Consider the following 25,934-nt stretch of genomic DNA (forward strand, 5'->3'; position numbering starts at 1 on the left):
ACATCAAGGCCACGCACCTCCAGCGGCAGTATTACGAGGGGTACCTCGATGGCCAACGTGCGACGAAGCCGCTCGGCGCGGTTTGTCGATGGCGCGATTGCCGTCCCGCTTGCGTTTCGGAGCGGGCTTGTCGCTCGCCATCGCGGACTCTTCCGGCCTCGCAGGGCGTCGTCGCTGGCTCAGCTACCCCGACTAGGGGATTTCGGGGTCGGTGTGCCTTCGCCACTCGTTCCGCGCGCTTGAGTAGGCGGTCCGGGCGGCGAGCTCGCGCTCCACGCCGGTGATGGCGGGCATCTTGCGATGGCACAGCTCCCCGGGAAGGGTGATCTCCACCTGAGTTCGTGCTTCACGCAGCGTGCCGGGCCATCCGCCGGCGGCGGGGCGGCCTTCTCGATGGAGGTCTTGACGCCAACGCCTGGCCCACGCCTGGCCCAGCGCGTTTGCGCTCTGCTCGATGAATCGTTGCCGCACGGTCGCCTGCGCCGAGCCGTCCTGGTCGGTTGCTGGCTCTGACGGGGCGCGCTCGGCGCCCTGGCTCGGCGCTGCGGGCTTCACTCGATGACCGCAGGCTGAGGCCCCGGGACGATCCCTGCGATGTCCGGATCCTCTCCCGGGGTCCCGCTGACGGCGGAGCCCTTTCCCGTGCGGCGCGCGAGACGGTTTGCGTCTTTCTCGCGCTGCTTCTCTTGCCGTTCGCGTTCCTTTTGCCGCTTCAATGCTCCCTGCTTTTGCATGCGGAATCGGCCTTTCGGCGCCTCCGGGCGCGTTCTTCAGCACCTCATGGTGCGTCCTAAAAGCGCAGGCGTGGCGGCGCACGAGCGCCGCCACGCCGCGCCCGTGATCAGTACCGGTCGCGACCGCCGCCGCCGCCGAAGCCGCGCGCCGGACGCTCCTGCGCTTCGTTGACCTTCAGCGCGCGGCCATCGAGCATGGCGCCGTTCAGCTGCGAGATGGCGCTGTTCGCGGCCTGGGCCGTGCCCATGGTCACGAACGCGAAGCCGCGCGGCTGCCCCGTCTCGCGGTCGGTCGGCATCGCGATCTCACGGACCTCGCCGGCCGCGGCGAACGCGGACTCGAGGGTCTCGCGGGTGGTGTTGAACGAAAGATTTCCTACGTAGAGACGATTTCCCATGCCATCCTGCTCTTTTACGGCTTCCTGGTGCGCTCTGCGGCGCTCTCGGCCTGCCATCCGACGAAGCCGTGACGGATCGAACGGAGACGTGCGACGCGGAACTCCCGCGCGATCACACGGTGCGTCGTCCAGTCGTCCGAGCGAGCTGCAATCTCCCTCACGGGTGAGGGAAGAGGGAAAGCGTCGTTATCGAGGGCCAGGGACGGTCGTGAGGAGGGCATCCTAGCCCGGTGCATCGTCGTCCGCAAGCGGGCCGTTCCGTCTTCCGTCGCTGACCCTGCCGCCGACCGCAGGCAGCCGGCGAATAACGAAGTTGCATGGGGGCGAAATGGCCCATGTCCGCGATCGCCGTGCACCTCGGCCCCGGACCCTGCGATGGCCCGCCGTGAACTGAGCGGGGGCCTGGCGCCTGCGCCCGCGCCCCTCGCGACCGCGCAGCGTGCCGAACGGGCCCGGTCCTCGGCGCGAGAACGTCAATCTCACGTTAACATCCTCTCGCCCTGGACAGGGGTTAGGCGGCAGGGGAGCGCGCGCCGGCCTCACGGGTCGTGCGCGATCCGGTAACTCCCCGGGATCAGCGCCGGCGCCGGCCCGCCGTACAGCGTCGCCGTGCGCCGCTCCTCCTTGCGGACGTGGTACTCGAACACGCAGCGGAGGGAGAAGAACACCCGCCCTTCCCCCGCGACGATCCCTATCTGATCGAGGTGCATGGGAAAGACATACTCCCGCCCCTCGAGCTGCACATGGATGTGCATCCGCAGGTCGGGCATCGCGAAGGCGAGGTCCCCGCCGCGCAGGCCGTGCGTGAGCCGGATCCCGTCGCCCGGCCTCGGCTCGCCGCCTGGCTCGATCATCATGCCCGGGTGCCCCATGTTGAAGAACGTGGGGAGGATGTCCCTGTGCCCCACCTCGAATTCGGGCGCCCTGTCAGGCGTGAGCCGGCTCGGGTCCGGCGCGGCGGCGCTCGTCGCGGCCTTCAAGCGGAGCGCGCCCTCGGCGGGGTAATAGCCCAGGCCGACGGGATCGGGGGAGTCGCCGAACGAGCGGAGCAGCCGGTTCGGGTCCTCGAGGTTGGGCAGCGGCTTCCCGAGCGCGCTCTTCGCGTCGAGGTAGAACCCTCGCCCCGCCGGGTTGGGCGTGAAGGGCATGTCGAGCCCGTAGTCGGTTGGACACGTCCCGCCGAAGGCGCGCCCGTAGTCGAGCTCCATCGAGACGAACGACTCCGGCTCGCTCGGGACCAGGGCGCCGCCGGCCCCGGGCACCCAGGAGCGGTCGCCGAAGACGGCGATCCGCCGCCGGAAGGTCCGGCCCACCTCGAGCTCGACGTCGAGGCGCTGCCTCGCCGCGCCGCCGGGCTGGCGCACCTTCCCGCCGAGCAGCACGTCGATCCCGCCCATGTAGAACGGCTTGTCCCCGGGCATCTTGCCGAGCGCCGTCGCGACGGGCTCGCCCGAGATCGGCCACGGCTCGTCGGGCGTGGCGACGAGCGCGCCGCCGGCGACCCGGAAGGTGGGCCGCGCGATCGCGCAGCCCAGCATGTGGTCGTCGCTGCGCGCCGACGCCGTCCTGAGGAGCTGCGCCGGGTGCCTTGTCTCGTTGCGAAGCTTCACGGATCGAGCCCTCTCCGCCGCGGCGCCGCGCTCAGCAGTTCAGGCGCACGGTGCCGCCGTCGAGCTTCTCCGTGGCGCTCCCGTTGGTCACGTAGATCCCGTCCGAGGTGATCTCGATCTTCGCGGACTTGCCCTCGGCGTCTGTCGAATTGCCGATCTCGAGGACGATCTTCTTCTGGGCCCGGATCCGGATCGTCGAGTCGGCGAACAGGGCGAGATCGGGTCCGCCGATCTGGACCTCCTGCTCCGACTCGACGCGCACGTCTCCGGCGCACGTCATCTCCAGCGCGCCGTCGGTCACCGCCCACTCGAGCGAGCCCGCGCTGAGCGTGCAGTGCCCGTCGACGACCTGCTGCATCGTGCCGCCGACCGAGAGGGTGAGGTTGCCCGTGACACGCCTCGACTCGTCGTCCAGGGACGAGATCGCGTGCGCCCCGGTGACGACGACCGTCCGATCGCCGCTCACCTTGACCGACTCGTCCCCGCCGACGCACGCGCTGCGGTCCCCGGCGACGATGTCGCGGCGGTCCCCGCCGACGCTCGCCGTGTGATCGCCCGCGACCGAGAGCCAGCTGTCGGCGCCGACCGAGGTGGTCTGATCCGCGGCCACCGTCCTGGTCTCGGCCGCGCCCACGGTCACGGTGCGCGCGCCCGCGACCGTCACCGTCTCCGCGCCGCCGACGGTCTTCGTGCGGTCGCCCGTCACCGCGAGCGCATCGTCGCCGCCGACGTTGCGGCGCGCGTCGTTCAGCGCCTCGAGCTTCAGGTCGCGCTGGGCGCGGAGATAGACCTCCTCCCGGCCTGACTGGTCCTCGAAGCGGAGCTCGTTGTACCCGCCGCCTCCCGGGGTGCTCTGCGTCCGCAAGGCCGATCGGGTCTTCTCGGCGGGGAGCGCGTACGGGTAGGGGCTCACGACCGTGTACACCCGCCCGGTCACGATCGGCCGGTCCGGATCGCCGTCGAGGAACTCGACGAGCACCGCGCTCCCGACGCGCGGGATGTGCATCGCCCCGTAGCCGGCCCCCGACGCCATCTGGGCGACGTGGACCCAGCACGCGTTCTCCGAGGCGCTGCCGTTGCGATCCCAGTGCAGCCTGACCCTCACGCGCCGGTCGCCGTCCGTCTCGATCTCGGCCCCCTGCGTCCCGACGACGGTCGCGGCCTGCGGGCCGGCGATGCGCGGCTTCGGCGTCCTGCACGGGGGCCGGAAGGCGACGCCGGCAGGGACGCACTCGAACGTGCAGCGGTACCCCTCCTTGCTGTCGAACCGGGCCGCGTGCTCGAGCCGGGTGACGAGGTACTCCGCGTTGAAGCTCTCCCTCGGATGATCCTCGAGCCGGAACCGCGCGCCGGGCGCGAGCCGCACGGAGCAGGCCTCGCCCTGTCCCACGGCGGCGGTCGCCTGGAGCGCGTCGAGGCGGACCTCCGCCGCGGGGCTGGCCGGATACGCGAACACGGCGAGGTCCGTGTGACGCCCCTTCTCGGCCGCCGTGTCCACGACCGAGGCGGGGTTCTCGAACGGCACGTCGCGCGTGGTGACCTTCCCCGGCCAGACCCGCTGCGCGAAGCGGAACGAATCGACGCCTTCTCCGGTATGGAGCGCCCCCGTCACCAGCCGATACCGGAGCTCCTTCGGGGAGATGGGCGAGTGGACCTGCGCCGTGTCGGAGATCATCAGGGTCGCGCCAGCGTCGGTGTGCTCGAAGTAATAGAAGATGCCCTCTTCCTCCATGAGGCGGCTGAGGAACGCCCAGTCCGACTCGCGGTACTGGACGCAGACGTCGCGCGCCTCGTAGCTGCGCTGGAGCACGATCTCGTAACGCCGTACGCCGCCGAGCTTGAGCACGCGCTCGATGACCTCGGCCGTGGTGACGCCCTGGAAGATGCGGCAATCGTACCGCTGGTCGAGGAGCCAGACCTCCGGCACCAGGGTGGCGCGGTAGGCGGCGCGGTGCTCCGAGGTGTGGACCTGCTCGAACCCGCTGACGATCCCGTGCAGGTGGCGGGCGCTGGCGCCGTGATCGAGCGTCAGCACGGCCGACTCGGCGACGAGCGCGTCGAGGTCGAGGTCGGTGTCGGCGCACTCGACGGTGATGTCGAAGGCGTAGAGCTGCGACATCGCCTCCGCGCCTGAGAGCTCCTTCACCTCGAGCGAGGTCTTGAGTCCATCGATCGTGAGTCGTGCGCGGACGAGGGGCGGTGCCACGGCCATGAGAACCTCGGAAGAGTTTCGACCATCAGAGCCGATGTCGCGCCGATGTGCAAACCCGTCGCGCGGGCCGGCCGCGCCGGGCGAGCTGTGCGGTGCAGGTGCGATGTGCCGCGCCTCGATGGGCCCGCTCGGTACGCCACGCGGCGCGGCCGTGCGTGAAGGTCCTGGAGCCGCTGCTCACCCGGCGCGCAGCGTCTTCATGGCGCCGGCCCACGCGAGCAGCTGATCGAGCAAGGCGCCGACGGACTTCTCGTGGCGAGGGCGGGGCTTGAACACGCTGAAATTTTCGAAGTCGTCGAACAGAGAGAGCATGACCTGCGCGCGCACGTCCGCGATCTGGAGCTCGGCCATCACGAGCCGGAGCTGCTCGACGGCGCGCGAGCCTCCCGCGCTGCCGTAGCTCACGAAGCCAGCCGCCTTGTTGTTCCACTCCTTGTACAGGTAATCGATCGCGTTCTTGAGCGCGCCCGAGGTGCCGTGGTTGTACTCCGGCGTGACGAACACGAAGGCGTCGAACGGATCGATCTTTGCCGCCCAGGCCTTGGTGTGAGGCTTCGTGTACTGTCCCATCGACGGGGGCGCCGGCTCGTCGAGCAACGGCAGGTCGAAGTCCTTGATATCGACGAGCTCGTAGTCGGCGCCGCCCTTCTTCAGCGCCACGTCGTGCACCCACTTCGCGACAGCCTCGCCGTTGCGGCCCGGCCGCGTGCTCCCCAGGATGATCGCCACCTTCAACATGTCTTCTCTCCAAGGCAATAGCGCCTCTCCGCTCGAGCCGACAGGCGGCGTGATGCGCATTCCCACGACGCCGCGGTGGAGGGGAGGGGGCTCACGAGGTTGCTACCAGCTCGACGCTACTACCAGCCAGGCAGGCTTCCCGCCAGCCAGGTGTCGCGGGAGCGCGCGATCCGTGGACCCGCACCGCCGCTTGCGCGGCCGCAGGCGCCAGGGGGGTGAGCCCTGGTGCGGGGCAGGCGGACCCCGCCATGGGACTTGCCGTGTTATCGTCCAGGCTCGTCCCGAGGGTGGGGGCGGACATCACGGGGCGGGATCGCCGGCGCCGAGCTCCGAGATCGCCTGGCGCACGATGCCGCCTCGGACCCAGACCCAGACCTCGCGGGAGTCCACGTGAGCGATGTCCTGGATGTCGAAGAGCTCGGGGGGCGTCTTGAACGACCAGTGATGGGCGTCGGACAGGCGGTAAACGTGGATCACCTCCTCGCCGATCGCGTAGACGGCATAGAAGCCCTCCCCGGCGGCCGAGATGGGGTATCCGATGATAGGGCCCGGCCGGCGCTTCTTCGGAGCGAGATCCGCCTTCGTCGCCGCGAAGGGGCTGGTCCAGAGGCTGGACGCCCCGTAGAGCCCGTCGTCGGAGTAGGGCTCCGCCTCCAGCCACACGAGCGTCTGCCCGTCGCTCTTGATGTCGGCGACGACCCGAGGCGACTCCGCCCGGAGCAGCGGTTCGATGGTGTGGGTCTGGCGGCTCCAGATCCACCCCTCGGACGTGGCGTTTTCGAGGACCGCCAGGCCGAGCGCATGATCGCCGACTGGATACATCTGGTCGAACGATGGTGCGTCGTTGCCTGGCTGGCGACCGAACCTCTTGGTCTGGTGGCTGATCCTGTCATAGATGTTGACCGTGCCGGGCCCGGGCCCCGATAGCGCGAAGGTGTCGTCGCTCGTGTGGAGGCCCTGGCTCAGCGCGTCGACGGGGATGGGTTGGCTCGCGGTGGCGAGCGCGTCGTAGCCGGAGACGAGGTAGGCCGAGCCGGGCGTCTCGACGGCCACCCTCTGCGCGCCGAGCCAGACCCGCTCATGACCGACGTTCGGCACCGTCGGTATGCAGTACTCCTGTCTCGGGTCGGCCTCGGGCACGGTCGGCTCGAGGTCTTTGAAGCGCCATGCGGCGAGCGGTGTCCCGCCGGCGTCGTAGACGCCGGTCCGTCGCTCACCCCGGTACTGGAGGTACAGCCCGACGCGGTAGCCGTCGCCCCATCGAACGACGCTCGGCGAGGCGGTTCGTGGGTACTTGTCGGCATCCCAGTCGACGGCGAGCGACGTGCAGCCCGGTGCGTTCCCCGGGCACTGCTCCCAGCGCAAGGGCGGCAGCGCCTTGCTGGGCTCGTCGGCGACGTCGATCTGGCACCTTTCGAGCCAACGCGTAGCTCTCCAGGTGCTGTCGCCTGGATGTTCAGGCGCATCAGGGGGAGCGTCCGGGCCAGCGTCACCCGGGACGCTGGCGCCGGTCGCCGCCTCGCCTGCAGTCCCGGACCCGTGCGTGCTGCCCTGGGTCGCGTCAGCGATCGCCGGATGTCCGCCGGCGCCGTCGACGCTCGGAGGCTCCGGCGCGCCGCGAGAGCAGCTCGCCGAGAGGGCCGAGAGGGAGAAGAAGAATGGCACGGCGCGCGCCGCGAGACTGGCAAGGAGATCGTGTCGCATGGCTCAGAATACAGAGGAAGCGCCGGTCCGTCCGCTTCCTGAACTGTCGTCAGCAACGTCAGCCACTGCCATGCGGGCCGTGGCTCCCCTCGGCGGCTCTGGTGCCTTCGCGCCGCGACCGTGACACGTCACGCCGGGACGTGACATGTCACACCTCCCTCCGACTGATTGCGTCCGATCCATGCATGACACGGCGCGCGCCGTCGCGATCGCGGCGCCGCGCGGCCTGTCTCCGGTGTAGACACGCGCCGGCGTCGGAGATTTGCTTGAGCCGTTTATAACTAGTATTTACTTGCGGCCTTGGTCCGTTTGTGAACAATCAGCTCGACGGCGCGGCCGAGATGATCGTCAATCCTGGCGATCGCCGCGGTCGCGTCGAGACTCTTCCTTTTAGCCATGGCAGCGCGTGCTCGAGGGGCAACCTCGCGCGCGCGGCCGGCAGTGGAGATCAAGAGCCATGACCGACAAGAAGCAAGGAACTCCTTCGTCCAGCTCGACCCCTACCCGTCGCCAGGTGCTGAAGCAGGCCGTGGGCCTGGGCGCGGGGCTCGCCGCCACTAGCTTGCTCGGTGGCGAGGCGTCGGCGGCGCCGCGCATCCGCTCCGGGACCTTCACGACGAGCGACGGGGTCGCCCTCAACTACCTGGAGGCGGGGAGGGGGAGGCCGCTGCTGCTCCTGCACGGGTGGTCCCAGTCGGCTGCGCTGTACAGGGCGCAGATCCTCGCCTTCTCGCGGCACCACCATGTCTTCGCGCTCGACTGGCGCGGCCATGGCGAGTCGGAGAAGCCCGAGCACGGCTACCGCATGGCCCGCTTCAGCAGGGATCTTTACGAATTCATCCGCGGGATGAGGTTCAAGCACCTCTCCGTGCTCGGTCACTCGATGGGGTGCGGCGCGCTCTACAGCTACTGGGACAACTACGGGGGTCGCGACCTGGACCGCCTGATCCTCGTCGACGTGGGCCCGGCGATGACGGCCTGGCCCGACTGGTCCGCGGAAGAGGCGGTCGAGGCGGGGGCCCTGTTCACCCCGCAGTCGCTCCACGAGACGGCGGCCGCGCTGCGCGGGCCGGACGGGATCGCCACGACCTACGGGCTCGTGGCCACCATGTTCACCCCCGGCTACCCGGCGGATCAGCTCGCCCTGGTCGTCGAGCAGAACCTGAAGCTCCCGCGCGAGTACGCCGCCAAGCTGCTCGTGGACCAGGCCGAGCAGGACTGGAGGGACGTGATCCCGCGGATCGACGTGCCCACGCTCGTCGTCGGCGGAGAGGCGAGCATCTTCAACCCCATCTCCCAGCAGTGGGTCGCCGACCAGATCCCCGGCGCCGAGCTCATCCTCTTCGGCGCGGACGAGGGGGGCAGCCACTTCATGTGGCTCGAGAACCCCGAGAAGTTCAACGAGGATGTCCTCGACTTCCTCGGCTGAGCTGCGCCGCCCTTGAGCAGCCGTCACGCGGGGCTGCGCGGCGATACCTGGCTTCGCTGCCGATACGATGACGCGGCGCCTACTGATTCTTTCTGCTCGACCCGCTTTTCATCGGCTCCGAGATCGTGGAGGTGTCGAGCAAGAAGCGCGCGCTCACAGCTTTACCTGTCGACCCAGCGAACGGTCGCGAACGGACGCGGCGAAGTCGCGCTCCAGACCCACCTCCTCGAGGACGCGCCTCTTCCGGAATGCACGGTACGCGCCGCCGAAGCTCGGTCGAGCCGAGCGCAGCCGCTCGAACTCCTCCCGGGACAGGACGACCGCCACAGGGCGACCTCGCCGGGTGAGCTCGACGACTTCACCCGCCTCCGCTTGCTCGATGATGGAGGGGAGATGGGCCTGAGCCTCTGCGACGGAGTAGCGATGCGCCATTCCATAGATATACATTCGTACAACTGGGCGGTCCAGCGAGCCGATTGACCGCGGGCACAGCGGCCCAGTCAACTCCTCTCCGGCAGTCCGAGCCGGTCGACGACTGCGCCCGTCCCGGCACCGCGGCTGGCCGCGTTGGACATCCGGTGAGGGAGCGGGCATCGTGGCGGCCATGAAGGTCTTCGTTACGGGGGGCTCCGGGTTCATCGGAGGCCATCTCATCGAGGGGCTCGTGCGCGCCGGTCACGAGGTGAGCGCGCTGGCGCGCTCGCCAAGGAGCGCCGACGTCGTGCGACGTCATGGCGCGGCGCCGGTCGCGGCCGACCTCGGGACGCTGAAGGGCGAGGACATCGCGGGCGCCGAGGCCGCGGTGCACTGCGCAGCGTATGTCGAGGAGTGGGGGACGCGCGCGCAGTTCTGGGAGGGCAACGTGGAGGGGACGGCGCGGGTGCTCGACGCGGCGCGGGCCGCGCTTACTTCGTCGCCGACGACGGCACGCGCACGCTTCGCGAGTTCCTGACGGCGCTGGCGCGGACGCAAGGGGTGGCGCTGCCGGGGCGCAGCGTCCCGAGCGCCGTCGCGCTCCCGCTCGCGGCCGCGATCGAGGGCGCATGGCGCCTCCTCGGCGTCCGCCGGGCGCCGCCGATGACCCGCTTCGCCGTCGCCATGATGTCGCATTCGGTGACCGTGAAGACCGAGCGCGCCCGCGCCGAGCTCGGGTATGCGCCCGTCGTGGGCGTGGAAGAGGGGCTGGAGCAGCTCTCGGCGGCGCGCTGACAGGGGACGAGCCGCGGGCGGTGAGCGCCGGCGACCCTTCGGCCGCTCGTGGCGGGAGTCGGGCCGTTTTCGGCCGTCGCGGCGGGGGCTGAGCGTGACGGCTCGATGCCCGTCGTGCGTTCATTGCGCACGAGCGCCGCGGCGCTGCGCAAACAGCCAGCACCAGGTCGCATCCTCGGCGTAGACATCGACGAACACGGCGTGCCCGCCGCGCGCGAACTCCGTGAGCGTGAGCGCCTCGTCCGTGGACGCGTCGGTGCCGGGACGCCAGACGACCTGGCCGCCATCGAACACCGCGGTCGAATCGGACCCCGGCGGATAGCTCAGCATCGGATTGCCGGTCGGGGCGCCCCGCAGCGCCGCGATGGCGGACGCCCAGGTCGCGGACATGTAGTTCGGCACGATCTCGTCGTCGAAGGCGTGGAACGCGCGCACCGGCAGCGTGCGCAGACCCGCCGCGAGCTCACCCGTCTGCGGGCAAGCGCCGCAGATGGGGAGCGCCGCCGCCAGCCGCTCCGGATGGATAGCGGCGTAGCGCCAGGTTCCGCATCCACCCATGCTCGGACCGGTGACATAGATGCGGTCGCGATCGATCTCGTGCGTCGCGAGCAGGTAGTCGAGGAAAGCGTCGATCTTCGCCGGGTCCCATTCGCCGGGCGACTGCGGTGCGGCGATCAGCGCGCCGGCGTCGACGAGCGGGGACGACATGCCGAACAGGCGCGCGCGCGCCAGATAACGCGGCGGGGGCAGGCGGTGGATGATGGCGCGCGGGTGCGTACCATCACCGCGGCTGCCGCCGCCGTGCAGCACGAGCAGGAGCGGGCGCGGCCCCGGCTCCGGCGGCACGTACTCGACATATCCGTAGGGCGACGCCGTCGACCCGATGGGATGCGCCTGCATCATCAGGGCAGGGATCACGTAGCGCAGCGCGAGCAGCGCGAGCCCCGTCGCCGCGACGACGGCCTGCGTCGCCCTCCTCGCGCGGCGAGCCCAGCGCGGTCCTGACACGCGGCCGAGCCTACACTGCGCCGAGCATGGGGGCCATCAGCGTGCTGCGCTCCTTCCGGCGCGAGCGTAGCTCGCCCACGGGGGGTAGTGTACCTTGGCCGAAGGTGGCGTCTTTTGAACCGCCAAGTCGCCAGAAGACGCCAAGAAAAACATAAAAATCTTGGCGTCTTCTGGCGTCCTTGGCGGTTCCATCATTCCGGCAGGGCAGGGTAAGTAGCCCACCACCCGCCCCGGATGCCCAGCAGCTCGCGTCCGGCCGCCCGGCTGCTCGTCAGGCGCGCCGCGCGCGGCGAGGGAGCGTGCCAGTGCCTCGGCGCACTCACGCCTGCGAGGTTTGCTGGTAGAGTGACGTTCTCATGCCGCGATCACCGGCACGATGAAGCCCCTCCGCCCGGCGCTGCATGAGCGCGCGGGCGGCCCCGACAGACGCTGAGCCGAGGAGATCCACGTGAGCGCTCGAATTCCCCTGCAGCCTTTCCCCCGAGGCTGGTTCCAGGTCGCCACCTCGGACGAGCTGTCCACGGGCGGGCCCATTCCGCTCCGCTGCTTCGGGCAGGATCTGGTGCTGTTCCGGACGCAGGAGGGCGAGGCCCGGGTCCTCGACGCCCACTGCCCTCACATGGGCGCGCACCTCGGGGTCGGCGGCCGCGTCGAGCAGGGCGGCATCCGGTGCCCGTTCCACGGATGGGTGATCTCCGGCGAAGGGAAGTGCGTGCACATCCCTTATGCGGACACGATCCCGCCGAAAGCGAGGACCCGCGCCTGGGAGGTACGGGAGCTCGACGGCCTGATCCTGGTCCACCACGCGCTCGGCGGCGAGCCCCCCGCCTTCGAGATCCCGCCGCTCGCCGAGGCGCGCTCTACGGAGTGGTCCCCGAAGCTGAGCAAGCGCTGGAGGGTCCGGACGCACATCCAGGAGAACCTCGAGAACATCGTGGATCCAGCCCACTTCGTGACGGTGCACGGCATGCTGGTGCCGCCCCGGACCGAGATCGAGATCGAGGGCCATATCATCCGATCCAGGTCGGCGGTGAAGCAGAAGGGCCCGGGAGGGCAGGTGGTCGACGGCACGATCACATGGGAAGGCCACGGCATGGGGTACGGGACGATCCGCTTCACCGGCATCGTCGAGCTCCTCTTCGTGAACACGGTCACCCCGATCGACGACGAGCTCGTCGACATCCGCGTCGCCTTCTGGCTGCGCAACGACGGCGCGCAGCGCCTCGGACAGGCCCTGGCCGCGGAGGTCTGCCGGCAGATCGAGGAGGACATCCCCATCTGGGAGAACAAGATCTACCGCGCTCAGCCCGTCCTGTGCGCCGGTGAGAAAGGCATCATGACGTTCCGCAAGTGGAGCAGCCAGTTCCTCTGACGCGCGGGGCGCGGCGGCGGAGCCTATCCGAGCGGGGCTCTCGCGTCTCGGGTGAGCTCGACTTCTAGCCGATCCCGATGCCCTCTGTTCCGGATCGCTCCGCGCGGGCAGACTGAGGCAGGTCCCCGCGTGCTCGTGCCCGCCCCCAGATCGCCCCTCTCCGGCGTCGGCGTCGTCGGCGTCGGATTCCGCCCCGAGCTCGCCGCCGACTTGCTCTCCGCGCCCGGCGCCGTGGATTTCGTCGAGGTCGTGGCCGAGGCTTGCTTCGCGAGCCCGGCCGCGCGGCGCGAGGCCTCGGCCATCGCGCGCATCTGGCCGGTGGTGCCCCACGGCGTGAAGCTCTCGCTCGGCAGCGCCTCGGGCATCGACATGGACCGCGCGCGCCGCCTCGGGGCGCTCTGCCGGGAGCTCTCGGCCCCGGTCGTGAGCGAGCACGTCGCGTTCGTGCGCGGCGGCGGCCGGGAGATCGGCCACCTCACCGCCCTGCCGTACACGCTCGAGGCGGCGCGCGCCGTCGCGCGGAACGTCGCCGCCGCCCGGCGGGCGCTCCCGGACATCCCCCTGCTGCTCGAGAACGCGGCGTGCACGCTGCGGTTCCCCGGCGACGCCCTCGGGGAGGGGGACTTCTATGCCGAGGTCGTCGACCGCACCGGGTGCGATCTGCTCCTCGACGTCGGCAACGTCTATGCGAACGCCGTCAACGCCGGCGTCGATCCCGGGGAGCTCGTCGGTTCCTACCCGCTCGAGCGCGTGGCGATGATCCACATCGCCGGCGGCGTCGTGGAGCACGGCTTCTACTTCGACACGCATGCCCATCCGGTCCCCGCGCCTGTGTTCGCCCTGCTGGCCCAGGTCGTTGCGCGCACCGGGCCGCTCCCGATCCTCCTCGAGCGCGACGGCGACTTCCCGCCCTTCGCCGCGCTCGCGGCCGAGATCGCGACCGCGAGGGCGATCGCCCGGTCCGCGCCATCCCGACCGACGTTGACCGGGCCCACGCTGGCCGGACCCACGTTGGCGCCGACCCGACCGGGGTTGCCCGCCTCTCGCGCCTTGCTGAAAAATTCTGCCGGCACCTCACCCCCATCGGCGTCGGCGCTCGCCGAGGTCCAGGCCCGCGTGGCCGAGCTGCTCACCTCACCCGTCGATCCGCCGCCGGAGGCCGTGGCTCCGTTCGACGCCGAGGACGTCGCCCGGTCGCGCGCGATCCTCCAGCGCAAGCGCGTCGACGACGCGCTCCCGCTCTTGCCGCGGCTCTCGCCTCACCGCGAGGCGGTCGCCCGCCTCGGGGCCCGGTGTGTCGAGGCGTCGCCGCGGGCCCCGAGGCTCACGGCGGTCGCCGACGCGCTCCGCATCGCCGCGGCGGCGGTGGACGACGCCCGGCTCGCGCCCGAGGCGATCGTCGACCGCCTGCTGCTCCGCGCCCGCTTCGTCGGGCCCGCGGGCGACGGGAGCGTCAAGCCCAGGCTCCTGCCGTTCATTCGGCGAGAGCGGCTGCCGGGAGGTCGGGTAGTCTGGGCGATCAAGGGGATGGGCTCGACCGCCGAGGTCCGGCTCATCGAGCCGCGAAGGTAGACCATGAACGAGGGATCCATCGCCACGGGGAGCGCCGTCTCCAGGTTGCCGGCGCCGGTGCAGGCGCGGCTCGTCGAGCTCAAGGAGGGCCTGGAGCGGACGCTCGGCGACGAGCTTTCGTGCCTGCTCGTGTACGGGAGCGCGGCGCGGGGCGGCTACCGCGACGGGCAGAGCGACGTCGATCTGATGGTGGTGCTCGAGCAGGCCTCCCGCCAGAGCCTCGACGCGATCGCCAACGCGCTCCAGATCGCGCGCTACGCGGCCCGCATCGAGGCGATGATCCTCACCGCCGCCGAGATCCCGCGGGCCGCGGACGTGTTCCCGCTGCTCTACGACGACATCCGCCGGTGCCACGTGCTCCTCTCCGGCCGCGACCCGTTCTCGGCGCTCGTGATCGACGGCAAGAACCGCCGCCTGCGCGTCGAGCAGGAGCTGCGCGAGGCGCAGATCCGCCTCCGGCGCGCGGTGGTGGACGGGATGGGCGCGGACGACGCCTTGAAGGGCGCGGTCTCCCGCAAGGTCAAGCAGATCCGCGGCCCGCTCCACGCCCTGCTCGGCCTGCACGGGATCGAGGGCGGCGACGATCTGGGCACGGTGCTCGCCGGAGCGGGCAAGCTCCTCGGCGTCGACGTGGCCCCGCTCCAGCGCGTCCACGAGGCGCCGGGCGCGGCCTACGCGGCGCTGGCAGAGCTGCTCGCGCGCGCGGTCGACGACGTCGACCGGCTGGAGCACCCGGAGGCGGCGCGATGATCCATGAGATCTTCGACTTCTTCCCGTTCAACATGGGGTCGGGGCCGGCGTTCCTGCTCTTCTATCTGGCGCTCTCGATCGCCGGCCTCGTCGTCGCCATCCTGGTGCGCAGCGCCGTCGGCGCCTCCCTCGATCGCTCGGCGCAGCTGAGCGGCGCCGCGGCGGTCGCGGGGGCGCCGGGGGGCGCGCCTTACCGAACCCCGGCCTACGCGCATGCGCCGCCGCGGCAGCGGCTCTCGGCGGGCTGGATCCCTCAGCCGGACGAGTACTGGGCGATCGCGTACCTCCGCGACGGGAACAACGGCGTCGCCGCCACGCTGATCGCGGTCGCGATGGCCGCTGGCTGGCTCGTCCCCGCGGGGGAGGCGAAGGACGCGCCGCAGGCGCTCCACGTCATGGTCGGCTCGGCCCCGCCGGACCGGGTGCTCGCGGCGTTCTTCAGCTCGCTCTCGTCGAGGGGCGCGCACGGCGATCGGATGGTGGCGCTCTCGCTCGATCAGGTGCGCGCCTCCGCCGACCAGATCGCGGCCCGCTTCGAGCCGGAGCTCCGCGCCGAGCTCGCCGCCGCAGGGATGCTCCGCCCGCGGGGGACGATGACGGCCCTCTCGGCCGTTGTGTGGGCGGTCGGCGTCGGCCTGCTCGGCGTGGGCCTGATCCGCGCCATCCGGGCGGAGGAGCTCGATCGGCCCTACTCGTTCCTGGTGGTGGAGATGATCGCGCTGCTCGTCGCCACGTGGATCGTGGCGCGGACCGCGAGCGCCTACAGCACCATGAAGTCGGACTACCTCAGGTGGATCGACGACTCGACGGTCTCGCTCCGCTCCGACGTCGCCAGCGGCCGCCGCCGGGAGGCGGTGGACATCGGCTTGACGGTCGCCGCGAGCGGCACGGCGGCGCTCGCGATGTCGCCGCTCTTCGGGCCGATGGTCTATGCGATGACCCCGCCCCCGCCGATCTCGACGGGGGGCGGCTCGTCGGGCGGATCGAGCTGCAGCTCGTCGAGCTGCGGCGGCGGCGGTGGCTGCGGCGGCGGCGGCGGCTGCGGCGGTGGTGGTGGCTGCGGCGGGTGACGCCCGCTTCGAGGTGCTCGACGCCCTCGGCCTGTGCCGGCTCACCCGGCGCACCGGCGATCTTGACGGCGCGGTGCCGCTCCGGGTGGCGAAGGCGTGCGTGCCGCTGCTCGAGGGCAACGCGTTCGGGCTCCAGATCACGCTGGCGCGGCCGATCGAGGTGCGGCGGCGCCTCGGGTCGCTCCGCGCCGAGCCGGCGGGCGAGCACCGCGAGGCGCTCGTCCGCGCCCATCGCGCCGCGCTGCCCCGGCTGGTCTCGCAGGGCTTCCTGGCGCCGGAAGGGGCATGGCACCGGGCGCTGCGCGGCAGCCTCGCCTGGACGTGCCGGAAGGGGCTGGGGCCGCCTCGCCTGCGTCTGTGGACCGGGCTCCTGGTGCGCCCCGACCCGGGCCTGTGGCTGCGCGTCGCGGGGGCAGCCAACCGCCGGAACGCGCTGATCGAGGTGAGCGAGGCGTACCTTGCCGACGACGGCGCCTTCGTCCCGCTGGTCGTCGAGCTGCGCGTCCGCGACGAGGCCCCGCAGAGCCTGCAGCTCGAGGGCGAGATCGGCTGCATCGCGCCGGTGCTCCCCGACGTGCAGATCGAGGCGTGCTCGCTCGCGGAAGCGCCCGAGGTGGGGCGGGCGCACACGGAGTTCTACGACGCGAAGTACTTCGCCGTGAAGAAGGGCCAGGTGACCCGCAAGTACCGGCGGCTCGTGGCGGGCACGGCGGGCGGGCGGAACGCGGGCGCGGGCGAGGGGAGCACGGGCGAGGAGACGGCGGGCGAAAGGCGCGCGGGCGAGGGGAGCACGGGCGAGGAGACGGCGGGCGAAAGGCGCGCGGGCGAGGGGAACGCGGGCGAGGGGAGCGCAGGCGAGGGGAGCGCGGGTCCGGCGCGCGTGAGGCTGGTCGTCGCGGGGCCGGCGGCGCCGGAGATCACCGAGGTGACCGAGGTCACGACCGCGGCCGGGCCGGATCCGGTCCCCTGGCGCGGGGGTGCTCGGCGGCTCGCGTCGATCGTGGTGAGGAACGCCGTCCCGTTCCGAGCGACGTTCGACGGGAACACGCTCGCCGTCGCGCCGGAGGCGCCGCGCCTCGCCGACGCGGCGGCCGCGGTGGAGCGCTCGTTCGCGCAGACCTTCGGCGACGAGTTCATCTCCGCGAACCGCGGGGCGCTCTGGTACCTGACGAAGTACTTCACGCCGCATCCGCCGGGCGAGCCGCACTTCTTCGTGAAGCCGTGGGCCTTCACCCGGACGCCGCCGGGCTGGTCGAGCCTGCTCGACGGCGTCAACGGCGACGGCTACGACGTGATGCGCGGCGTGGTCGCGACCGACGCGTTCTTCGCGACCCCGGCGGTGTTCCACGTGCGCCGGCTCGGGGCGCCGATCGAGGTGCCCGAGGGCGCGGAGCTGCTCCGGATCGTCCCCATCCCGCGCGAACTGCTCCGGGCCGGCTTCCGGGAGGCCCGCTTCCTCGATGCGTGACCGAGGTGGACCGCGCGATCATCGGGTCCGTATGTGCTGGATAAATAGGATGATTTTGCCCTTCGAGCGCCCCCGCGGAGCGCGCCCATGAGCGAGCGATGGATCTGGCCCGGGCCGGAGGGCGGTCCGGCGAGGCTCTTCGACGAGCTCGCGGCGCGCGGCTTCTCGGTGCTCCGCGGCGACGCGGCGCTGGCGCCGGAGGAGGCCGCGCGGGCGCCGTGGAGCTTCGCCGAGCGGCTCCTCGGGGCAAGGCCGCTCCTGGTGGAGCGGCAGCCGATCAAGGCCGTGCCGGGCGGCAGGTCGTTCGCCGCGAGCTCCGCGGCGGCGCCGCTCCACACCGACAGCCAGTGCTTCGCAGGCGCGCCTCCGGCGGTGCAGATCATGGCCTGCGTCAGGCCCGCGGAGCGCGGCGGCGGCTGCCTCCTGCTCGACGGCTGGCCGCTGCTCTCGGCGATCGAGCGCGCCGATCCCGAGCTCTTCCGCGCGCTCTTCACGGTGTACAGGCGCATCCCGTTCGTCTTCGGCGACTTCTTCGGGCCCACCGTGTCGCTCCGCGGCGGCGCGCTCGCGCTCACGCACGCGCCGTTCGTGCCGCCGGGGGACGCGATCGCCGCGCGCCTCGCGCGGTTCGTCGAGGCGTCGCGACGCGAGCTGATCGAGCTGTCGCTCGGCCCGGCGGACATCCTGGTCGTCGACAACCGGCGCATGCTGCACGGGCGGCGGGCGTTCGAGGGGGCGCGCGAGTTCGTGCGGCTTCTCGTCTGGATGGAGGCGCGGCTCCCGTCGCCGCCGGCGTACAACGCGCTCGCCGCGGAGGTCGCCGAGGCCGCCGCGCGCCGCCTCGCCGGAGGGCCGCCGGCCACGCGGCGGCGGCTCGGCCTCGGCGCGCCGCCGCCGCCCGAGGCCCGCCGCCGCCTCGGCCTGGTCCTGGAGATGCTGCGCGGCGTCCCGCCGGGCGTCCTCGCAGCGCGCGAGCGCATCCCCGAGCCCGAGCTCTACCGCCTCCGCGACGCGGCGCTCGCCGCCGCGGAGGAGGCGCTCTCGGGCGAGGCGGAGGGCGCGGACGATGGCGCGCTGGGCGAGGCGATGTAGCGTGACCCGAACTGGTTGCAACGATAATGAATTTGTGAGCCGATGATGTTCGCAGGGCACGCGCACAGGTGCTGTTCTCGTTGCCCAACAAGCCGACGGATCCGGCGAGCGCTTCACGCCCGCAGCTTTTCGGCTAGGCGTTGGGTGGCGTGAAGGGTTCGACCCCTCGATCCGCGTACCGATCCCAGGAGAAGCGAAATGACGAGCTGGTGTCTGGATCCGAACGCTTTGCGAGGTTGCATCGCGGTCGTCGCCGGGGCGACGCGGGGGGCTGGCCGCGGTATCGCGGCCGCCCTGGGAGAGGCCGGAGCCACGGTGATCTGTACTGGCCGCACCAGCCGCAGCCGCTCCCTCCTGTCCGACTACGACCGCCCCGAAACGATCGAGGAGACCGCCGAGCTCGTCACCTCGCTGGGCGGCCACGGCATCCCCATGGTCGTCGACCATCTCGACGCGGCCCAGGTCAAGCGTCTGGCGGACCAGATCCGGGACGCGCACGGGCACATCGACATCTTGGTCAACGACATCTGGGGCGCGGAGCGTCTCAAAGGTGGACCCTCCGAATGGAACACGCCCATCTGGCGGCACGACCTCCAGAAGGGGCTCCGGATTCTCCGCCTCGCCATCGATACGCACCTGATAACCTCCCACCACCTCATCCCGCTCCTGATCGCTCGTCCCGGGGGGCTTCTGGTCGAGGTGACCGACGGCACCGCCGACTACAATGCCTCGCGGTACCGCATCTCGGTGTTCTACGACCTGGCCAAACATGCAGTGAATCGTCTGGCGTTCTCCCAGGGCCACGAGCTCGCGCGACACGGGGCCACGGCCGTGGCGATCAGCCCCGGATGGCTCCGCTCGGAGATGATGCTCGAGAACTACAAGGTCACCGAGGACAACTGGCGCGCCGCGGCGGCTCCGCCCGGGTTCGCGGTCTCGGAGTCGCCTCGCTACGTGGGGCGCGCGGTCGTGGCGCTCGCGACCGACCCCACGCGCGAGCGATGGAACCAGCGGTCGGTGACATCAGCGCGACTGGCGGCCGAGTACGGCTTCACGGACCTTGACGGTTCACGCCCCGACGTGTGGCGATACAATCAGGCCGTCGAGGACGGCGACCAGGATACCAATCCGGAAGACTTCCGGTAGCATCGCCGCGGCGCTCTCGGACCACGGGGTCGTGCGCGGTCGTTGGCTCGGACGCGAGGCCTTGGGCGCGGGCGCGGCGTGCGCCGCAGCGGTCTCGCCGCGAGACGGCGCCGCGCGACCAGCGCACCCCGCTGCGCCCCCGCGCGCGCTTCGGTGTTGGTGCGCCGCGGCCGCCGGGATACGCTCTCGAGGCATGGCGTCACGTCCTCTCGGAGCGGCCGCGCTGTGCGGGATCGCCCTTAGCTGCGCGGCGTGCCAGCCGGCGACGCCGCCGCTGCCGGCGCATGTCCGCATCTCCATCGACGGCGCCGTCATCAGCCCGGCCAAGGCGGACGGCCGTCAATGGGACGGCATGGGCGCGGTCCCGGCGGAGGCGCTCACCGCCATCGGCGGCCTGCTCCGCACGAAGCACCCTGTCGCGGCGGCCGCCAGCGTGGCCGGCTTCGTGGCGGAGGCGGCAGGGGCGGGGACCGAGCCGCCGGAGCCCTTCGGCTCGGCGGAGCTGTTCGTGGGCGGCCGGTCGCTGGGGCGGCGCACGCTGGATCGCCCGGGGCAACGCGACACCTGCACGCCCGGATGGAAAGGCCCGCCGACCTGGTACCGCGTGCCGCTCACGCCGGATGTCCACCTGAGCGGTGAGCTCATCGACAGGGACCTCGTGAACGACGACTTCATCGGGAGGTTCGCGATCCATCACGGTCACCTCGTCGAGGCGCTTCGAGCGCGCACGGTCTATCCGGTGGCGGTCGACAACCAGGCGGCCGGACAGGTGCTGTTCGTCTGGATCGAAGTCTGGCCGGAGTAGAGCGACGGTCACCCGCTTCGGATACGGGCCCATCTCGACGTTTTCGGTGCTCAGCGCACCGGAGTGCGCTTGCGCGCCGAAAACGCCGATCTGGGCCCGTCTCCTGTGCGGGTGACCGTCGCTCTGCTCGGCATGGCGCAGAGGTGGGCGGAGACCGCTGTAGAGCGACAAACGGGTTGAAGCTGACTGAAAAGCGCGGATTTCGGAGCGACGCTGGGCCGCTCAGCCGCGATTCCGTCTGGCTCGCGCTCTGAAGAGGAGGGCTCCGATCGCCGCAAGATGGATCCCGAAGCGCCAAGGCGGCGTTCCGGGGTCGGACCCGGGGACCGAGACGCTGCAGCTAGAGTCTTCCGTCGCGGGCGTGTCCTCGTCCGTGCCGCCGCTCGCACTGCTCGAAACCTGCCCGCCAGTCACTGCAGAACCGCCTGTCGTGACGGCACCACTTCCGGGCACGCCCCCGCCGTTTCCGCTGCCGTCCCCTGCGCTACCGCTGCTTCCGCTGCCGTCCCCCGCACTACCGCCGTTTCCGCTTCCGCTGCCGTCCCCTGCACCAGCGCCGTTGCCCGCGGTTTCACCGGCTCCACCGGCCCCACCGGCCCCATCGGCCCCACCCGCTCCACCGCCGCTCGTCGTGCCCACGTCGAGGAAGATGCGTTGGGCGAAGTTGTAAAAGCTGCGGTTCCAGACGGTCTTGGTATGACCTTCGTTCGGCTCGATCTGGTAAATATGGTCGACGTTGTTCTGATCCAGGAAGTCGTGGTAATTTTTGCTGTTGCCGATCAAGCCGTCTGCGCTGCCGCAAGAGATGAAGATGAGCTTCACGTTGTTCTTGACCGCAGCCACGTCCTTGATGGTGTCACTTGGCTTCTGGGTATTGGGCGCAGCCGAATACGGTCCGATGTAGTGGAAGACATCGGTGTTGGGGAACCCGAAGTTGAAGGTCTGCCCCCCGCCCATCGACAGGCCGGAGATGGCCCGCAAATCGGCATTGGTGGCGGCGGAATAAGTCTTCTCGACCCAGGGGATCAGGTCGTGGAGCAGGACGTCCCCGAAGTTCGCGAAGCGCGCGAAATCGTCCGCTCCGTCCATCTTGCCGCTGGGCATCACGACGATCATGGGTTTGGCCATCTGCTTCGAGTACAGATAGTCCATGATATTGTCGGCGTTGCCTTCGTTGCTCCCCTGGCCGATCCAGGAAACCTCATTGCCGCCGATTCCATGATGCAGGTAGACGACAGGATATTTCTGGTTCGTCGAATACCCCGGCGGCATGTAAACCGTCACCTTCCGCATCCCGTAGTTCCGGGTCGGATAGCTGACGGAGACGTCCAGCTTCCCATGGGGAATGTTGTTGTCCCTGGTATCGAAGCCCCTGGGCGGAAGGGGAAGATTGGCGGGGTCGCTGGCATACGCCGCGGCGGGGAGGACAGAGATGACCGAGAGCGAAAGGATAGCAGGCCAGTTCTTTACGGGCATGAGGACCTCCAACGTACGTAAAAGTCAAACTCGAGTTCCATGGCCCGCGCTAGTTCCATGGCCCGCGCTACAAGCGCGTTGGCGCATTTGCATTGTCACCGTGGTGTCCCAAGCAAGCGGCACGTGCCGACGCACGGGTCGCGCACCACGCTGCAGCTGGCATGCAAAACTGCGCCTCAGGCGTTCCGAGGAGCAACAGGGCGAGGAAATCCGAACGCGATCCGAGTGGCTAGAGAATCCAAACGCGATCCGAATGTCAAGCGCATCGTGTGAACGTTCTCATGATACAGCCACGCCGCACGTACCGGTTGACATGGGAAACCTTGGGCGATTCGCCTCCCTCCTGGAAAGTGACGCTGTACCAACAACCTATCGTTGTGAACGCTCTCATCGTGCAGCCACGCCGCACGTGCCGGTTGTATCCCCCGCGGTGCGCCAGTGAAGCAAACGTGCTCGGCCCGTTCATCGAGGCGCCCCTCAGGGTGTATGCTGCCGGTCGCCGCCCGTGGGACTCCGGGGCGATTTCCGATCCCAGTCTGGAAACTGTCGTAGGTTGATCGCCCCACCATTCCCCGGGCGGCTCTTTGCCATGCCCACCGCCCCTCCCGCGCCCCCCGCACGCTTCCATACCGAGCGCGTCGAGCGCGAGGACCTCGTCATGTTCATCAACGCCTGCTTCGCGTGCACCGGGCAGGCGGAGTTCTATGGCACCTCCGGAGGCCAGGCCGTCTCCATCGAGTTCCTCCACGAGTACATCCTCGGCAATTACCGCCGCCTCTACGCGCGCACGCTCGCCGCCGGCATCAACCACTTCAACCAGGCGCGCATCGCCGTGAACCTCCTCGCGACCGGCGCCGAGACGCCCGCCCCCGACCGGCGCGAGGAGGGCTCGCTCATCGCGGCGGCCCTCCGGGAGCTCCCGCCGCAGCGCGCGCTCCGGGCGCTGCGCGAGCTCCGGGAGCGCCGCGTGAACAACCGCCGCGCGCGCGCCGTCATCCGCGGCTACCTCGCCGGCCGGCCGGACCCGGCGTTCGACGCCGTCAAGTACCGCGCCCACGTCCGCGCGCTCGCGGTGCACGCCCACCTCCAGCTCGCCGGCGAGATCGGACCCTTCCTGTTCGAGCCCAGGCGCCGCGCGCCGTTCGAGACGCCGCTCCTCGAGCGCGCGCGGCAGGCGCGTTATGCGAAGGAGGCGATCTTCGACCTGCCGCTGACCGTCGCCGAGGGGCTCGCCGCCGCCCGCGGCGTCTCTCGCGACGAGCTCCTCCGCCGCGCCGCGCCGCGCATGACCGAGGGCGAGCGCCTCCGGCTCCAGCGCGCCGCCGGGCGCGAGGACGTCGACCTCGCCGTCGACCTCGGCCGCGCTCCCCTCACGCGCGTCGCCCTCTACGCGCTCTCGCTGCCCGAGGAGGCGCGGCGGGAGCGCCGCGACGAGCTCCACGCGGCGCTCGATCGCGCCGCCGCCCGCGCGCTCAGGAAGAGCCCGGCCGCGCTCGGGCGCGTCGCCGCCGTGCTCGACCGGAGCTACTCGGCGTCCGGATCGAGCGAGAAGCGCCGCCGCCCGCTCGCCGTCGCGCTCGGCGTGAGCTACCTGCTCCGCGCCGCCGCCCGCGAGTACCGCGCCTTCTGGACCGCGCCCACGCCCGACGAGATCCTCGTCGGCGCGCGCGGCCAGACCGATCTCGCGACGCCGCTGCTCGACGCGCTCGCCTGGCGACCCGACGTCGTGGTCATCCTCTCCGACGGCTTCGAGAACGACCCGCCCGGCGCCGCCGCCGAGGTCGCAAGGTGCTTCCGGGCGCGGCTCGATCCGGGGCAACGCACGTCGATCGTCCACATCAACCCCGTGTTCGACAGCGAGCGCTACGCGCCCCGCGCGCTCGGCCCGTCGATCCCGACGGTCGGCCTGCGCGACGCCGAGGACCTGCCGACGGTCCTCGGTTTCGCCCGCTTTGCCGAGGGCACGGCGCCGCTCGCGGAGCTCGAGCGCTACCTCGCGCAGCGCGCGGCCGCGCTGCTCTCGCGGCACGCCAGGATACCGGGCGCCGCAGAGCCAGCCGCGGAGGCGGGGCCGGCAGACGCCGTGGCGCTGGCGGACGCCGTGGAGCCGGCAGACGCCGTGGCGCTGGCGGACGCCGTGGAGCCGGCAGGCGCCGCCGAGCTCGCAGAAGAGGCGCCCGCCGCGGCGCTCGAGGTGCCCTGATGGCCAAGGCGCCGGCCCTGCTCCGGTCGCTCTCGCTCCGGGGCCTCTCCGCGACGCACGCGCAGGTCTTCGCGGGCGTGCGCCTGGTCCCGCTCCTCCGGGACGCGCCGCGGGACGACCTGCGGATCGCCGGCCGCAGACACGAGGACGCCTGGTCGATCGTCGATCTCGGCGACGGCACGGCCTACTGCTCCTACGTGCCGCACGCGCTCGTGATCGGGTGGACCGACGACGGCTCGCCTGTCGCGTCCTACGGCGCGGCGCTCGCGGGGCCGGGCGCCCGAAACCCGCTCAGCAAGTGGGGTTGCGGCGTCCAGCTGCTCCACCGCATGGCCCGGCGCGAGGCCCGCGGCGAGGACCCGGCCGAGCGGAACCGCCTGCGCCTCTTGCCGCTGCACCTCGCGATGGAGGGCTTCCTCGCGCTGCACTTCAACGCCCCCGAGATCGCCTGGTCCGAGTACTCGCGGCGGGCGATCTCCCGCGGTCTCGACCCGCGCACCGAGGTGTCGCTCTCCGGCCGCGCGATCCCGAGCCTGGAGGACGCGCTGCGCGTCTTCGAGATCCACGAGGGCCAGTGCGGCGTCCTGCTCTTCGTCGGCGAGCTGCTCGCGTCGGTGTTCGTGGTGTCGCACCCCGACGACTACCGCGCGCTGCACCGCACGCTGATCGAGGACTTCTACGAGCAAACGCTGCTCTACGCGGCCCGCCACAACGGCGACAGCCAGGCGTTCGAGCACACCTTCGACGCCGCGCGGATCGGCTCGCTCGACGACCTGCGGGCCGCGCTCGGCCGGGCGCGGGCGGAGGCCGGCGCGCTGCACGTGGACACGGCCGCGGGGCTCCTCGGCCGGCCGATCGCGGCGGAGCGCGTGTACCGGGCGGGGCCCTTCTCGCTGCAGCGGTTCATGACGGAGCTCGATCCGGCGCTGGACAACCACATCGGCGAGGCGATCGTGCGCGAGGACGGCACGCTGGAGTACGCGAAGACGTACCGGCTCGCGGCGGGGCAGGTGAGGCGCGCCCGGCTCCTCCAGCAGCTCGCGGCGCACGGGTGGAACCTGGACGCCACCGCGGCTGCGCTCCGGACCACGCGCGACCAGCTGATCCGGCGGATCGACGGCGAGGGGTTCGGCTACCTCATCGCGGAGCACGTGCTCAAGGCGGCGCTGAAGCGGACGAGGTGAGCCCGCAGCGTCGAGGGGGAACATCGGCGTGCTTCGCGACCTCCGTTGCAAAGGTCTGCCTCCGCGGCCGATGATGCGCGCCGAGGAGGAGCCTCTCGATGACGATCACCATTACCGCCTTTGAACGCTCACCCGATGGCGGCAAGGGACTGGCGCGTGATACGCGCGTTCGCTGGGCGCTCGAGGAAGTGGGCCAACCCTACCAGGTTCGCCTCGTTTCGTTTCGCGCCATGAAGGAGCCCGCGCACCTGGCGCTTCATCCTTTCGGCCAGATCCCGACCTATGAGGAGGGCGATCTCGCGCTGTTCGAGACAGGGGCGATCGTGCTTCACATCGCCGAGCGACGTGCGGGCCTCCTGCCGGACGACGCCAATGCTCGGGCGCGCGCGATCTCATGGATGTTTGCCGCGCTCAACACGGTAGAGCCGCCGATCCTCGAGCTCGTCATCGCCAAGGTCCTGGAGGGCGACAAGCCCTGGACGGCGGAGCGTCTGCCTCTGGTCGAGGCTCGCATCCGCGCTCGGCTCGGCCAGCTCTCCGCTCGCCTGGGCGATGCCGACTGGCTCGACGGTGCGTTCAGCGCCGGCGACTTGATGATGGTGTCGGTGCTGCTCAGGCTGAGAGCATCGGGCATCCTGGACGAATACCCGAACCTGGCCGCTTATGTCGCCCGCGGCGAAGCGCGGCCCGCCTACAAGCGAGCCTTCGACGCTCAACTGGCGGTGAACACCGGCAAGCCATCGACCGGCTGAGC

General features: G+C 71.1%; 23 protein-coding genes. 14 read left to right on the forward strand and 9 right to left on the reverse strand.

What is annotated here, in order from left to right; translation table 11 throughout:
* Nucleotides 1-551 precede the first annotated feature (551 nt).
* From WMF19_RS10805 to WMF19_RS10830, 6 genes are all read right to left on the reverse strand, one after another.
* On the reverse strand, nt 552-734 hold the full coding sequence (locus WMF19_RS10805) for a hypothetical protein (RefSeq protein WP_272101567.1): 183 nt from the start codon (nt 732-734) through the stop codon (nt 552-554).
* A gap of 107 nt (nt 735-841) precedes the next feature.
* The gene (locus WMF19_RS10810) at nt 842-1,132 is read right to left on the reverse strand and encodes an RNA recognition motif domain-containing protein (RefSeq protein ID WP_276597748.1); all 291 of its coding nucleotides are present in this window, start codon (nt 1,130-1,132) and stop codon (nt 842-844) included.
* Nucleotides 1,133-1,671: 539 nt separating this feature from the next.
* Entirely contained in the window at nt 1,672-2,742 is a 1,071-nt protein-coding gene (locus tag WMF19_RS10815) for a DUF2169 domain-containing protein (protein ID WP_437899002.1), read from the reverse strand.
* A 31-nt stretch (nt 2,743-2,773) separates the two neighbouring features.
* Entirely contained in the window at nt 2,774-4,948 is a 2,175-nt protein-coding gene (locus tag WMF19_RS10820; RefSeq protein ID WP_437899003.1) for a type VI secretion system Vgr family protein, read from the reverse strand.
* Between the two features lie 183 nt (nt 4,949-5,131).
* On the reverse strand, nt 5,132-5,692 hold the full coding sequence (locus WMF19_RS10825; RefSeq protein WP_437899004.1) for an NADPH-dependent FMN reductase: 561 nt from the start codon (nt 5,690-5,692) through the stop codon (nt 5,132-5,134).
* A gap of 300 nt (nt 5,693-5,992) precedes the next feature.
* Nucleotides 5,993-7,396 carry a hypothetical protein gene (locus WMF19_RS10830; RefSeq protein ID WP_437899005.1) on the reverse strand — a complete coding sequence of 468 codons (1,404 nt, stop codon included), beginning with the start codon at nt 7,394-7,396 and terminating at the stop codon, nt 5,993-5,995.
* A gap of 457 nt (nt 7,397-7,853) precedes the next feature.
* Between WMF19_RS10830 and WMF19_RS10835 the strand changes: the two genes are divergently transcribed.
* Nucleotides 7,854-8,825: an alpha/beta fold hydrolase gene (locus WMF19_RS10835; protein WP_437899006.1), complete on the forward strand. Its 972-nt coding sequence runs from the start codon at nt 7,854-7,856 to the stop codon at nt 8,823-8,825.
* A gap of 153 nt (nt 8,826-8,978) precedes the next feature.
* On the opposite strand, the gene WMF19_RS10840 is transcribed toward WMF19_RS10835, so the two are convergent.
* A complete protein-coding gene (locus WMF19_RS10840) occupies nt 8,979-9,257 on the reverse strand; it encodes a type II toxin-antitoxin system Phd/YefM family antitoxin (RefSeq protein ID WP_437899007.1) in 279 nt (92 codons plus the stop codon).
* A 172-nt stretch (nt 9,258-9,429) separates the two neighbouring features.
* Here WMF19_RS10840 and WMF19_RS10845 point away from each other — a divergent pair, with 172 nt between their 5' ends.
* Nucleotides 9,430-9,777, forward strand: a complete 348-nt coding sequence (locus WMF19_RS10845) for an NAD-dependent epimerase/dehydratase family protein (RefSeq protein ID WP_437899008.1) — start codon at nt 9,430-9,432, stop codon at nt 9,775-9,777.
* A gap of 23 nt (nt 9,778-9,800) precedes the next feature.
* Complete coding sequence (locus WMF19_RS10850) at nt 9,801-10,034, forward strand: hypothetical protein (RefSeq protein WP_437899009.1); 234 nt, start codon at nt 9,801-9,803, stop codon at nt 10,032-10,034.
* A gap of 120 nt (nt 10,035-10,154) precedes the next feature.
* Here WMF19_RS10850 and WMF19_RS10855 read toward each other — a convergent pair whose 3' ends face one another.
* Complete coding sequence (locus WMF19_RS10855) at nt 10,155-11,042, reverse strand: hypothetical protein (RefSeq protein ID WP_437899010.1); 888 nt, start codon at nt 11,040-11,042, stop codon at nt 10,155-10,157.
* 448 nt (nt 11,043-11,490) lie between these two features.
* Here WMF19_RS10855 and WMF19_RS10860 point away from each other — a divergent pair, with 448 nt between their 5' ends.
* The 8 genes from WMF19_RS10860 to WMF19_RS10895 all read left to right on the forward strand — a co-directional run bounded on the left by WMF19_RS10860 (nt 11,491) and on the right by WMF19_RS10895 (nt 20,317).
* Complete coding sequence (locus WMF19_RS10860; RefSeq protein ID WP_437899011.1) at nt 11,491-12,414, forward strand: Rieske 2Fe-2S domain-containing protein; 924 nt, start codon at nt 11,491-11,493, stop codon at nt 12,412-12,414.
* 129 nt (nt 12,415-12,543) lie between these two features.
* Entirely contained in the window at nt 12,544-13,986 is a 1,443-nt protein-coding gene (locus tag WMF19_RS10865; RefSeq protein WP_437899012.1) for a multinuclear nonheme iron-dependent oxidase, read from the forward strand.
* A 3-nt stretch (nt 13,987-13,989) separates the two neighbouring features.
* Nucleotides 13,990-14,736, forward strand: a complete 747-nt coding sequence (locus tag WMF19_RS10870) for a nucleotidyltransferase domain-containing protein (RefSeq protein ID WP_437899013.1) — start codon at nt 13,990-13,992, stop codon at nt 14,734-14,736.
* Nucleotides 14,733-15,806, forward strand: a complete 1,074-nt coding sequence (locus tag WMF19_RS10875) for a hypothetical protein (RefSeq protein WP_437899014.1) — start codon at nt 14,733-14,735, stop codon at nt 15,804-15,806. Before WMF19_RS10870 ends, WMF19_RS10875 begins: the two co-directional genes overlap by 4 nt.
* Complete coding sequence (locus WMF19_RS10880; RefSeq protein ID WP_437899015.1) at nt 15,754-17,274, forward strand: hypothetical protein; 1,521 nt, start codon at nt 15,754-15,756, stop codon at nt 17,272-17,274. Before WMF19_RS10875 ends, WMF19_RS10880 begins: the two co-directional genes overlap by 53 nt.
* 87 nt (nt 17,275-17,361) lie before the next feature.
* Nucleotides 17,362-18,366 (forward strand): TauD/TfdA family dioxygenase, encoded by a 1,005-nt coding sequence (locus WMF19_RS10885; RefSeq protein WP_437899016.1) that lies wholly within the window; start codon nt 17,362-17,364, stop codon nt 18,364-18,366.
* 198 nt (nt 18,367-18,564) lie between these two features.
* Nucleotides 18,565-19,512 carry an SDR family oxidoreductase gene (locus WMF19_RS10890; RefSeq protein WP_437899017.1) on the forward strand — a complete coding sequence of 316 codons (948 nt, stop codon included), beginning with the start codon at nt 18,565-18,567 and terminating at the stop codon, nt 19,510-19,512.
* Between the two features lie 193 nt (nt 19,513-19,705).
* The gene (locus tag WMF19_RS10895; RefSeq protein ID WP_437899018.1) at nt 19,706-20,317 is read left to right on the forward strand and encodes a hypothetical protein; all 612 of its coding nucleotides are present in this window, start codon (nt 19,706-19,708) and stop codon (nt 20,315-20,317) included.
* Between the two features lie 222 nt (nt 20,318-20,539).
* On the opposite strand, the gene WMF19_RS10900 is transcribed toward WMF19_RS10895, so the two are convergent.
* Nucleotides 20,540-21,793: an alpha/beta hydrolase gene (locus WMF19_RS10900; protein ID WP_437899019.1), complete on the reverse strand. Its 1,254-nt coding sequence runs from the start codon at nt 21,791-21,793 to the stop codon at nt 20,540-20,542.
* A gap of 589 nt (nt 21,794-22,382) precedes the next feature.
* On the opposite strand from WMF19_RS10900, the gene WMF19_RS10905 reads away from it, so the two are divergent.
* The 3 genes from WMF19_RS10905 to WMF19_RS10915 all read left to right on the forward strand — a co-directional run bounded on the left by WMF19_RS10905 (nt 22,383) and on the right by WMF19_RS10915 (nt 25,932).
* Nucleotides 22,383-23,996 carry a hypothetical protein gene (locus WMF19_RS10905; protein ID WP_437899020.1) on the forward strand — a complete coding sequence of 538 codons (1,614 nt, stop codon included), beginning with the start codon at nt 22,383-22,385 and terminating at the stop codon, nt 23,994-23,996.
* On the forward strand, nt 23,996-25,180 hold the full coding sequence (locus WMF19_RS10910) for an ARPP-2 domain-containing protein (protein WP_437899021.1): 1,185 nt from the start codon (nt 23,996-23,998) through the stop codon (nt 25,178-25,180). Before WMF19_RS10905 ends, WMF19_RS10910 begins: the two co-directional genes overlap by 1 nt.
* A 98-nt stretch (nt 25,181-25,278) precedes the next feature.
* Nucleotides 25,279-25,932, forward strand: coding sequence for a glutathione S-transferase family protein (locus tag WMF19_RS10915; protein WP_437899022.1), 654 nt, complete (start codon nt 25,279-25,281; stop codon nt 25,930-25,932).
* Nucleotides 25,933-25,934 lie beyond the last annotated feature (2 nt).

This window comes from Sorangium sp. So ce124 (assembly GCF_051525235.1).
GTDB lineage: Bacteria > Myxococcota_A > Polyangia > Polyangiales > Polyangiaceae > Sorangium > Sorangium atrum.